The sequence below is a fragment of the Methanolapillus africanus genome, from assembly GCF_032714475.1.
GTDB lineage: Archaea > Halobacteriota > Methanosarcinia > Methanosarcinales > Methanosarcinaceae > Methanolapillus > Methanolapillus africanus.
The window spans coordinates 65,563-76,593 of record NZ_JAWDKD010000011.1; the positions used below are offsets into that span (position 1 = coordinate 65,563).

Genomic DNA, 11,031 nt, shown 5'->3' on the forward strand with positions numbered 1-11,031 from the left:
GTCAATAAGCCGGTTCCGATGGAAAAAGATAGAAAAACCGTTTCAAAAAACATTTTTTAAAGTCAAAACGACAGGCAAAAAACTAAAACACAACAGGGGCGGCGCAGATTCAAAAGTATTTCTCCGTCCGATATGATCAATCAGCAAAGCTGGTCGAATTCATGTTGAGACAGTTCTTTATTTTTTCAAAGCCTACGCTGTTTTAGAACTGTTATTGCTTGTCCAATACCTCCGTATATTCTTCAAACGCCGGAGCGTTTTTCAAAATATTTGATTCCGATAAACCCCTAAACCTTTAGAAAAGTTTAAGTTGATTTTGCCGAATCACACACAATCCAAACGAGTCTTCTGTTCTTGAAAACAAAAGTGGTACCCCCATACCCGGACTTTATTTTTCAATCCGATCCCTGTTTTTTGAAAGACCGGCGAAAAACCATCCGCATCATTTGTTTCAACCTCTCCCCAATTGTTCATGGGGGTCGAGATTTATTTGCGCATTATATATAGCAAGAATCGTATATAGCATAACCGTTTTTTATTATTAATGATTCTTAATGAAATATCGGTCGTCAAGATGATTCCATCACTTAGTCATTATTCAACAAAGATGTTAAAATTACAACGTTGTTAAAATATATTGCCAACTCAAAAATCTATCATCTTTTGATTTTTACAAATCGTCTTGACTGACGCCGTTTTTCAAAAATTAATTTCTAAAAATTTGTTTATTTTTTCTATTTTTCTTTGTTTTTTCTATTTAAACCCTCTCAAAATCCCTGTCTAAAATTCATTCTCTAAACGCTCATTTTTGAATGTTTTTTGAATGGATTACTTAAAACTTTATATATAAGAAGTGGATAAGTAAACCCTATTTATCATGAAATTATTTGTCATTGATCTGTAATTTGTCATTGATCTATAATCTGTGAGCCGGTTATTTTAGGGCTCGTTTTTTCAAAAATTGCTCATATTTCATCATATTTCACACAATTTGTATTCATGATTTCTCTATCGTTCATCATTATTCATTATTATTCATTACTCTCCATCACTTCAGAAGGAATTCAAATGACATTACCGGCATCATTGAGTCTGAGCGACATTGTTTGTCTTTCGGAAAAGAGGCGGACCATTCTCTTGCTGCTGCGGGAAAAGGGTTGCAAGATTGAAGAACTGACGGAAAAAACAGAAATGACTGCTCATTCTCTGGCCCCCCAGTTAAAAACGCTTCGCGACGAGAAAATTGTCGTTTTAAAGGACGACCGTTACGAATTGACGCACATCGGCCTGATTTTGGTCAAAAACATGTATCCGCTCTTTGAGACGATTGCGGTTTTAGAACGCGACCGGAAATACTGGTTCGACCGGGACTTGTCGGTGATTCCGCCGGATTTGCTTTACCGGATCGGCGACATCGGCGCCTACAAGCTTTTGGAGTACAGCATCAGCGACTACATGTTTGACGTCCCCGCCGAGTTTTTGGAAAACCTGAAAAAATCGAAGCACGCCATGTGTCTCTTGTCGGTTTACCACCCCGTTTACACGGACGAATAGCTCAAAATGGGCGAGTCCGGCAAAGACATGACGATGATTGTGACGCCCAAAGTTTTCGACCGGATGAAAGGCGAATACGGCGCCCGTCTCGAGAAATTCATCGGCAAGGAAAACGTGACGTTCCTCGTTTACAACGAAAAAGGAAAGTCGATTGCTCCTTCCATGTTGATTACGGATGTTTTCACATACACCTATCTTTTCAACAACGACGGCGTTTACGACAACAAAATGCTCATCAGCTTTGACGACATGACAAAATCATGGACGAAAGAGCTTTACAAGCATATCAAGAAGTCGTCCGTTCCGGTTGAACAGTACGAATCAAAATAATCTTTTTTTCTTTTTCCTTTTTCTTTTTTCTTTTTTTGTTTTTTTGGGCGGGCAGCGTGCGCGCGCGTTACGGCAAAAATTCCGTCGCTTCGCTAGGAATTTTTCAGGGGCGGTGGGAGTCTGTTTTCATAAGTTCGCTTCGCGAACGGCTCCCTTCGGTCGCAATTTTCTATTTTTGACGGGTGTCTGCACGCGCGTTATAGTACCCATTTTTGTTTTTGTTTTCAAAACCACGGGGCTATTTTTTTGAAAACTTCATGCAAACCATCCCGTAAAATCAGATGCGATAGCATCTGTATTTTACGGATACCGCTGAACAGATTTGGGTACAGTAGCCGGCAGGTGCGACTCAGTATTGTGAACTGAAACTCTAATTTAAAAACAGTCACCTGTAGGTGCAACTCAGTATTGTGAACTGAAACTCAAATCTAAAAATAGTGAACTGTAGGTGCAATCTGGTCTGAAAATCAAAATGCATCTGCTGATCGGATTCCGCAAAATACAGACGCAAAGCGTCTGATTTTGCGGGTCGTTTTGCTTGAATTGAATAAAAATTGCGGGTTGGCTTGCTTGAATTCTTCAAAAGCCAACCGGTAATTTCCTTAAACTCAAATAAAACGTGTCGCCATAACGCGCGCGCCGGCGCCGCCCTCAAATCCGCTCTCTTTTTTCAGTCGTCATCTTTGACATTCGCCTGAATGCTTTTCAGCCGCTCCATGACATGAATCCGGTTTTCGGCTTTGTCAAAATACACCGTGATGAGCGTCACCTGATTTCCGGACAGAATTTCGGCGACGATTTGGAAATATTCTTCGCCTTTCTCCTTGACTTTTCCGGAATATGAAGCACGGCAGAATCCGTCTTTGACCGGAAACATTTCCGGCGGTTCAACCGAACCTTCAAACAGGTCGCCGTCAAAATCGATTTGCGGTTCCGGTCCCGAAAGCGCAGTCAAGCGGTAAGTGTACCAATCCGCATCCAAATTGTCATGATAGACATGGTCGCGCCCGTCGCGGTCTTTTGCGTACAGGAAATATCCCGGAAACGGCAAGAGGAGATTTCCGAGGCGCATGTTGATTTCACTTTTGCGGTAGCCGATCGGAAATTCGGATTCAAATGCCGGAATACCGACGACGGATTTTGGTTTTGAGGAATCAAGTCCGCAAATTTCCAAATATTCGGGGATAGGAATCGGAAGCAACGGGTCGGCTTTCATGGCTTTTTCCAAATGCCAAATAATGTCTTTGTTAACCTTTTTATCTTCCGGACTGCGGCGGCTCGATTGGAAATAGCAGTCTTCCCACAGCATGGAAAGCGCCGAGTTCCGGTAAAATTTGGCGTCCTTTTCCCGATTGTTCCAAATGAAAAAATCGCCGGCAAAAGCCTCAATGTCAGCCGCTTTCATCAGCAGGTTTTTCATGGAAAAACGTCCGACGGGCGTCACCACCGTGTTTGGAACATCGGCGGGCTCATAGCTTCCCGGATTCCAGCAAATAAAAATGTTGCCGACGTCCGCGTCTTGAAACTGTTCGTAAACCGCCTGAACCAAATTGTCGAGCCAGAGACAAAACTGTTCCCGGCGTATTTTTTCAAAATCATGGTCGGCATAATAACCGGTTTCGTCGTCAACCGAAAGCTCAAGTTTGGATTTGGCGGCAAAGTCGTCCAAAAAGTCGACGGCCGCCGCATGAAATCCGGGACCTGCGACATTTGTTTGGCAGTCGCCCTGCAAAATCCCGTTTTCATACCAAAAAACAATGTCGCCCGCTTTGCAGAAATGAATGAAAACGGCGTCGTTGATGTTGCCGCTACCCAAAAATTCCGCGTCATGCTTTTTGGACATGTTTTTGAGAAGCGAATAAGTCTCTTTGATTTTTTCGGGCGCGCAAGGACCCGATTGAAAACGAAAACCGATGCTCATTTGATTCATCCTCCAAATCATTTGGTTAAATTATTTTATTTTCAACGTTTTCCAAACATGAATTCGAACTCTTATAAACGTTTTTAAATTGAAAATAGAACAATATTAAAAAATTTTATACAAATAATCTCAATGAAATAAAGATAAATTTTTATTCAAAGATGTCAATGCCATTGATATGAGGATAATTTTGGAAGATGACAATTTAGGCAATGCTTTGCCGATTGGCAAACATGAAGAAATGGTTGAAATGATTGAAGACCGGCTTTTGTTGGAAATTGTTGAAAAAAGGCTCAAAGAGTCGGCCGGTGAAAGAACATATTCTCTCGAAGAGGTTCTTGAAATGCTCGGAATAACTGAAGAGGATCTTGAAAATATAGAAGTGGAAATTGATTAAAAGCAAATCATTTTTTAGAAAATTCACGATGAAAAAAGAATAAATGGTTGAATAAAGCCGTCAAGGCTTTATTCAATTTCTATTTTTAGTTAAATTAAAATTTAAACCGCTACAATCTTCGCGCTCAAAATGCCGTCGATTGCTGTCAATTTTTTCAACACGTCTTCCGGAACGGAGCTGTCCACGCTGATGACCATGATGGTCGGCTCGCCGATTTTCACATGACCGACTTGCATGCCGGAGATGTTGATGCTGTTTTGACCGAGAACCTGGCAGCACGGGCCGATGACGTTGGGTTTGTTGATGTGGTCGGCAAAAATCATGTAGGCGGACGGGAAAACGTCGATCCGGTTCTTGTCGATTTGAATGATTTTAATGTCGTTGCCGACAACCGTTCCCGAAACGCTGACGGTTTTGCTGCTGCTGGAAAGTGTCAGTGTGAAAACGGACGCGTATTCGTCGCTGGTTTCCGATTTCTTTTCAGACACGTCAATGCCGCGGGATTTTGCCAAACCGGGCGCGTTCACATAGTTCACGCCGGCGCCGACGGCCGTTTGAAGGACGCCTTTTAAAGCGGCGAGCGTAATCGTTCTTGTGTCTTTTCCGGCGATTTCGCCTTGGTAAGACAAATCAATCTTGTTGTAACCGGTGCCGATTAAGTTGCCGGCGATTTTGCCGGTGGTTTCCGCGAGTTTCAAGTACGGGGAAATGACCGCCATGACTTCCGGGCGAACGGCCGGGATGTTGACCGCGCTTTTCGCGCCTTCGCCGTTGAGCACGTTGATGATTTCGTGGGCGATGTCAATCGCCACGTTGATTTGCGCTTCGACGGTCGAGGCGCCGAGGTGCGGCGTCACGATAATTTTGTCGGATTTGAGAAGGCGGGATCCGGTCGGCGGTTCTTTGACGAAAACGTCAATGGCCGCGCCGGCAATCTTTCCGGCTTCGACGGCGTCCGCCAAATCGTCTTCATTGATGATGCCGCCGCGGGCGCAGTTGATGATCCGGACGTTTTTCTTCATCACATTGAACATGTCTTTGTTGATGAGGTTCGTGGTTTCCTTGGTGAGCGGCGTGTGGACGGTGATGAAATCCGCGCGGCGGCAGATGTCTTCAACAGTCGTCAGCTGAATGCCCATGGATTTGGCGCGTTCTTCCGACACGAACGGGTCGTAACCGAGAATCGTCATGCCAAAGGCTTGACCGCGTTTGGCGACTTCAGCGCCGATGCGGCCGAGACCGACGACACCGAACACTTTTTTGTTGAGCTCGACGCCCATAAATTTATTGCGTTCCCATTTGTCCGCCCGAAGGGAGGCGCACGCTTGCGGAATGTTTCTTGCGGCCGACATGAGCATCGCAAAAGTGTGCTCGGCAGCGGAAAGCGTGTTGCCGTCCGGGGTGTTGGACACAATAATGCCTTTTTTAGTGGCAGCTTCCACGTCCACGTTGTCCACACCGACGCCGGCGCGGCCGACGATTTTTAATTTGTCCGCCGCTTCAATGACGCGGGCGGTCACTTGGGTGCCGCTGCGGATCACAAGCGCGTCGACGCCTTTAATTTCATTCACAAGCTCGTCTTCGGAAAGACCTGTTTTGACAACAACGTCAAAACCGCTTTCCTTCAAAATCGCCAAACCCTCTTCCGAGAGCGAATCGCTGACTAAAATTTTCATTTTAAATTCTCCGACAATGGATAATTTCAGTTAAAATACATTGATTTATGATATTTATTGAATATTTTGAATATTTGTTAGATGTATTCAATCAATTTAAACAAAGTACGTCAGTCGTTAACACCTTAGATAGTAAATAAATTTAATGATAAATGAAAAACGGATGATTCTCTCATCTTTCATTTATGGGCAAAGTAAGCCACAACATTGTCGCCGTCCACCGCGTCAATCCGGCAGAAACCGAACCGTTCGAACTGAACGACTTTGTCCAGTTCCGTCAAAATTTGGCGTTCGCCGATGCCGGACGAATTCTTTTCAGGTCCGAGGACGGTCACCTTAACGCCATTGGTCGGCGCCCAGTGAATGATTTTCATCTTGCATTTTTTGGCGGATTCCGCGTCGTTGTCCAAAAATTTGGCTGACAACGGCGATAACGATGTGATTTCAACGTTCGCCAAGTCCTTTAACCGAATTTTGGAGCCGACCGTCATTTCTTTTTGGTCTTCTTCCGTCACGACGACTTTGCCGTTCACCTTGATGTCGCGCGTCACATCGTGTTTGTTCGGATGAAGCGGCGGTTTTGCGGTCACGTCGCCGAGTCCGTCAATCGCCATTTCAACCGGATTTTCGACAAAGAACATGCGGTGCGCCACCGGGTCGACGAACTTCCGGTTTTCGGCGTAAAGCGAATTCATGCTGATGCTGACGTCGGTTTCGCCGACGCCCATTTCCACAATGAATTTTTTGAGCGCTTCCGGCTGAATGCCGCGGCGGCGAATGGCGCGAACCGTCGGCAAACGGGGATCGTCCCAGCCGGTGTATTCGCCCGCTTCAATCGACGCGCGAATGCCGCTTGTGCTGAGTTTTCCGAATTCTTCAATCCGGACGCGTCCCCAGTGCATGGTTTTTGGGTAAGTCCATCCCAAATAATCGTAAATGTATTTTTGGCGTTTTTCGCTGTCCTGCAGGTCTTTGCCGCGGATAATGTGCGTGGTTTCCAGCAAATGGTCTTCAATCGCGCCTTCAAAGTCCAAAAGCGGCCAGACAATGTATTTGCTGCCGATTTCCGGTCTCGGATGTGATTTTTTCAAAATGCGGAAAGCTCCCCAGTCGCGCATGGCCGGGTCTTTGTGCATAATGTCGGTTTTGATTCTGAGAACAGCTTCACGTTCCTCGTAGCCGCCCGCCAGCATTTTTTCAAAGTGCGCGCGGTTAACGGCTGCCGTCGTGTCCCGGTGCGGACACGCTTGTTTTTTGTCTTTGAGGCCTTTAAACGTCTCGCCGTCGCAGAAACAAACGTAGGCTTTTTCCATATCGATGAGCTGGAACGCGATGTCGTAATATTTCTCAAAGCGGTCGGACGCAATCACAATTTGGTCCGGCGTCACGCCGAGCCACTTGAAATCGTCGACGTACCAATCATAAGCCTCAAGCATCGGCCGTTTTTGGTCCGGGTCGGTGTCATCGAAACGGAGAATAAACTTGCCGTTGTAGGTTTTCACGTATTCGGAGTTGACGATCATGCCGCGGGAACTGCCGATTGTCGGCGGACCATTCGGATTCGGCGCAAAACGCATCACGACTTTGCCGTCAACGGCTCCCTGGAGCGGCTTTAAACCCTTTTCCGGTTCTTTTTTGACGGACAGCTCTTCCACCAATTCAGGCGCCAGCGCCGTCAGACGGGTTTCCCATTCGGCGGGCGTTTCCTTGGACATTCGGTCCGTGATTTCAGCAATCGCGGCCGACACTTCCGGCACGCGGTCGCGCAAGTGCGGACAGATGCCCATAATTTTTCCCATCACCGCTTTTGCTTGCGGGACAGCTTCGTATTTAACGGCGTTTTGCAGCGCGTATTTTTCGATTGTGTTCAGGTCATTTTGGTCCAAAGCCATAATTCTCTCAACCTTAAAAAGAAATATTTGATCATTGAGTATAATAAGATAGAACGATGAATATCCAGGTATTTAAAATATGTTTTGCATAAGCGCAGCCCCATCACAATCATCATCAATATGAATGTAAATAAGGACGATGAATAAAGCCGTTCACATTTTGGATTTTTGCGGCGGCGCCGCGCGCGTTATAGCGTCTGCCTTTGATTCAAACGCTAAAACAGATGGTTCGGCTTTAAAATGAAAAATAAAAAAATGAATTCAGACTTTCCGTTCAATTCAAATGATTATAGATTTTTATACGATGATGTCTCATTTAACTCAAACCAGAAATCAAACAAACCGGGATTTTTATGAAAGAAAACAATATGCTGATGTGGGATGAGACTCTTTTTAAGGAATCCGACGTATTTGAGTTGGATTATTTGCCGGATTATTTCCCGCACAGAGAAAATCAAATGAATGCGATTCGCTATGCGCTCAAACCGGCCGTTCGCGGCGGACGCCCGCTTAATTGCCTTTTGTTCGGTCCGCCCGGTACCGGAAAAACAAGCGCGTCGCTCAAAATTTTTGACGAGCTGAAAGAATATACCGACAAAGTGCTCACGGTCAAAGTCAACTGTCAAATCGATTCCACCCGTTTTGCCGTCATCTCCCGAATTTATAAATCCGTGATGGGCGTGGCGCCGCCGGCGTCCGGTGTTTCTTTTAACCGCATTTTTGACAAGCTCACCAAAAAACTCATCGACGTCGACAAGGTTCTCGTAGTGGTTTTGGACGACATCAATTATCTCTTTTACGAAGGGCATGCCGACGAAGTGATGTATTCGCTGCTGCGCGCCCACGAACAATATCCGGGTTCCAAAATTTCCGTCATTGCGATTGTGAACGATCCCGAAGTGATTTACGGATTCGACAAGCGCGTCAGTTCCGTTTTTCTGCCGGAAGAAATTGAGTTTCCGAGATATGAACTGTCCGAAATCAGCGACATTTTGGATGACAGAATCATGCGCGGCTTTTTCCCGAATGTGGTGGCCGAAGACGCGAAAGCGCAAATGGCGGATTTCGTGAACGAAAGCGGCGATCTTCGGGTCGGCGTCGACCTTTTGAAGCGGTCGGGCCTCAACGCCGAAAAACGCGCGTCCCGAAAAGTAGAGTTGGAAGACGTGAAAAAAGCATATACGGCTTCCCGTTCACTTTACATTTCCCGAATGTTTTCCAATTTAACCGATCATGAAAAATTGATTATCCGGCAAGTCGCCGACGCCAAAGAAATCTCGGCCGGCGATTTGTATGAAAAATTCAACGCGGAAACGAATATCGGCTACACCCGGTTTTATGAAATCATCAATAAAATGGTTTCCGCCGGGTATGTGACGGCCGATTTTTCCGGAAAAGGCTCCAAAGGCCGGACTCGGATTATCCGGTCGGCGTTTAAAAAAGAAGAATTGGCTGACTTATTGAAGGAAAAATGAGGATGCGTTTTTTGAGAACGCCGTTGAGCCCGCTGCCGTAACGCGCGCGCATGCCGCCGCCCAAGAAAATAAATCAATATGAGATGAGAATTATGTTCGGTAGATTCCGTTTTTTGGATGAAGAAAATAACACGGAGATTGATTTCGACGGCGAAGTCTTTGACGGCATTGTTTATCCGGCGCCCGAATATCAAAATGTGGACGATGAATATGCGCTGGCGTCCTTATTGGTTCTGCCGCCCGTCAGCCCGTCAAAAATCATCTGCGTCGGACTGAATTATTCGGACCACGCCCGGGAACTCAACATGCCGGTTCCGGAGAATCCGATTCTGTTCCTCAAACCGCCGACGGCGGTTTTGCCGCACAACGGCTGTATTTCCTATCCGGCGGTCAGCCGGCAAGTGGATTATGAAGCGGAGTTGGCGGTCGTTATCGAAAAAGACGGGCATAATATCGATTTGGAAGACGCTTATTCTTACATTGCCGGTTTTTCGTGTTTTAACGACGTCACGGCGCGCGATCTCCAAAAAGCGGACGGTCAGTGGACGCGTGCGAAAAGTTTTGACACGTTTGCGCCGCTCGGTCCTTTTATTGTTACGCCGGAAGAGTTGGAACAGCAGGGGCTGAATCCGGAAAATTTGAACATTCAAACACGGATCACGGATGCGGACGGAAATGTACGGATTTGCCAAAATTCCAACACGTCGGAATTTATCTTTAAAATTCCGGAGCTGATCTCGTTTATTTCAAGCGTGATGACGCTGAAAAAAGGAGACGTGATTGCCACGGGAACGCCGCCGGGTGTCGGGCAATTGATTCCGGGAGATTTGGTCGACGTGGAAATCGAGGGAATCGGAACACTTTCAAATGCGGTGATCGATGAAATTTGATTTCATACGGTGTTTGAAAAAATTTGAGTAATTCCGAAATCATTTTATATAATCGGTGATAATTTATTATTTTTTATTGAGGGGAATAGATGCGGCGCGTTGATGCGTCTCAATAAAAAAAGATTACTCAAATAAATTTAGATTTATTTTATAAAAATAACGGTGTTGCCGTTAATTCAATCATTCATTATCTATAAGAATCAGATAAGTATAAATATCGAATAATGCCACATCATTTTATGATGGAGTCTGTTTGAAATAGATATATTTCAGAAAAAATCGTGTGTTCTATTATGTTTGAACAAGCTTATACCGAATTGGAATTAATTGACAGGCACATGCTTGTCTTGAAATTTGTTGTTGAGCGTGGACCAATCGGTATTTTAAAATTATCCGATGAAACGGGCATGCAAGCCCATAAAGTACGTTATTCCCTTCGTATTTTGGAACAAAACGGGCTCATCAAACCGTCGCAGCAGGGCGCAGTCGCCGGCGACAGTGTCGCTTCTTTTTTACAAGCCGTTGAAGAACGGTATGGTTCTATCCGAAAGTTGGTCGACGATATCGAAAACACGGAAAAATCCATCAAAAACTGATTTTCATTCATTACTTTCATTCTTTTATTTTTCATTCGTCTGTTTTTTATTCATCTGTTTTTTATTCATCTGTTTTTCATCATCGTTTTTCATCATCGTTTTTCATCATCGTTTTTCATCATCGTTTTTCATTCATTTGTTTTTCTCTGATCTTTCTGACTCCTTTTTTTTAAGGGTCACGATAAGAACAACCAAATAAATTGGTGTTCAAATCATGATTATGCAGATGAAAAACAAATACATTTACCGTTCTAAAATTTCAGAATCCAAATTTCGGCAAATTGTGAAGCTTTTTGCCTT

General features: G+C 44.9%; 9 protein-coding genes and 1 pseudogene. 7 read left to right on the forward strand and 3 right to left on the reverse strand.

What is annotated here, in order from left to right; all coding sequences use genetic code 11:
- Positions 1–1,068: 1,068 nt before the first annotated feature.
- Both MsAg5_RS03175 and MsAg5_RS03180 read left to right on the forward strand, forming a co-directional pair.
- Entirely contained in the window at positions 1,069–1,554 is a 486-nt protein-coding gene (locus MsAg5_RS03175) for a helix-turn-helix transcriptional regulator (protein ID WP_338099173.1), read from the forward strand.
- Positions 1,555–1,560: 6 nt separating this feature from the next.
- Positions 1,561–1,884 carry a transcriptional regulator FilR1 domain-containing protein gene (locus MsAg5_RS03180; RefSeq protein ID WP_338099174.1) on the forward strand — a complete coding sequence of 108 codons (324 nt, stop codon included), beginning with the start codon at positions 1,561–1,563 and terminating at the stop codon, positions 1,882–1,884.
- A gap of 670 nt (positions 1,885–2,554) precedes the next feature.
- Here MsAg5_RS03180 and MsAg5_RS03185 read toward each other — a convergent pair.
- Positions 2,555–3,805, reverse strand: a complete 1,251-nt coding sequence (locus MsAg5_RS03185; protein WP_338099175.1) for a hypothetical protein — start codon at positions 3,803–3,805, stop codon at positions 2,555–2,557.
- A 190-nt stretch (positions 3,806–3,995) separates the two neighbouring features.
- Here MsAg5_RS03185 and MsAg5_RS03190 point away from each other — a divergent pair, with 190 nt between their 5' ends.
- Positions 3,996–4,202, forward strand: a complete 207-nt coding sequence (locus tag MsAg5_RS03190) for a hypothetical protein (protein WP_338099176.1) — start codon at positions 3,996–3,998, stop codon at positions 4,200–4,202.
- Positions 4,203–4,303: 101 nt separating this feature from the next.
- On the opposite strand, the gene serA is transcribed toward MsAg5_RS03190, so the two are convergent.
- Positions 4,304–5,878, reverse strand: coding sequence for a phosphoglycerate dehydrogenase (gene serA / locus MsAg5_RS03195; protein ID WP_338099177.1), 1,575 nt, complete (start codon positions 5,876–5,878; stop codon positions 4,304–4,306).
- A gap of 179 nt (positions 5,879–6,057) precedes the next feature.
- On the reverse strand, positions 6,058–7,770 hold the full coding sequence (locus MsAg5_RS03200; RefSeq protein WP_338099178.1) for a glutamate--tRNA ligase: 1,713 nt from the start codon (positions 7,768–7,770) through the stop codon (positions 6,058–6,060).
- Positions 7,771–8,123: 353 nt separating this feature from the next.
- On the opposite strand from MsAg5_RS03200, the gene MsAg5_RS03205 reads away from it, so the two are divergent.
- The 4 genes and pseudogenes from MsAg5_RS03205 to MsAg5_RS03220 form a co-directional block, all read left to right on the forward strand.
- On the forward strand, positions 8,124–9,245 hold the full coding sequence (locus tag MsAg5_RS03205) for an ORC1-type DNA replication protein (protein ID WP_338099179.1): 1,122 nt from the start codon (positions 8,124–8,126) through the stop codon (positions 9,243–9,245).
- Between the two features lie 83 nt (positions 9,246–9,328).
- The gene (locus tag MsAg5_RS03210) at positions 9,329–10,135 is read left to right on the forward strand and encodes a fumarylacetoacetate hydrolase family protein (RefSeq protein WP_338099180.1); all 807 of its coding nucleotides are present in this window, start codon (positions 9,329–9,331) and stop codon (positions 10,133–10,135) included.
- A gap of 293 nt (positions 10,136–10,428) precedes the next feature.
- A complete protein-coding gene (locus MsAg5_RS03215) occupies positions 10,429–10,731 on the forward strand; it encodes a hypothetical protein (RefSeq protein ID WP_338099181.1) in 303 nt (100 codons plus the stop codon).
- 220 nt (positions 10,732–10,951) lie between these two features.
- Positions 10,952–11,031: pseudogene (locus MsAg5_RS03220) on the forward strand (IS1595 family transposase); the annotation flags it as partial.

What these genes read in the sequence shown, in the direction of transcription:
- MsAg5_RS03185 (WP_338099175.1), bottom strand. Translation starts at nt 3,805, where the DNA reads ATGAGCATCGGTTTTCGTTTTCAATCGGGTCCTTGCGCGCCCGAAAAA.
- MsAg5_RS03180 (WP_338099174.1), top strand. Translation starts at nt 1,561, where the DNA reads ATGGGCGAGTCCGGCAAAGACATGACGATGATTGTGACGCCCAAAGTT.
- serA (WP_338099177.1), bottom strand. Translation starts at nt 5,878, where the DNA reads ATGAAAATTTTAGTCAGCGATTCGCTCTCGGAAGAGGGTTTGGCGATT.
- MsAg5_RS03175 (WP_338099173.1), top strand. Translation starts at nt 1,069, where the DNA reads ATGACATTACCGGCATCATTGAGTCTGAGCGACATTGTTTGTCTTTCG.
- MsAg5_RS03200 (WP_338099178.1), bottom strand. Translation starts at nt 7,770, where the DNA reads ATGGCTTTGGACCAAAATGACCTGAACACAATCGAAAAATACGCGCTG.
- MsAg5_RS03215 (WP_338099181.1), top strand. Translation starts at nt 10,429, where the DNA reads ATGTTTGAACAAGCTTATACCGAATTGGAATTAATTGACAGGCACATG.
- MsAg5_RS03205 (WP_338099179.1), top strand. Translation starts at nt 8,124, where the DNA reads ATGAAAGAAAACAATATGCTGATGTGGGATGAGACTCTTTTTAAGGAA.
- MsAg5_RS03210 (WP_338099180.1), top strand. Translation starts at nt 9,329, where the DNA reads ATGAGAATTATGTTCGGTAGATTCCGTTTTTTGGATGAAGAAAATAAC.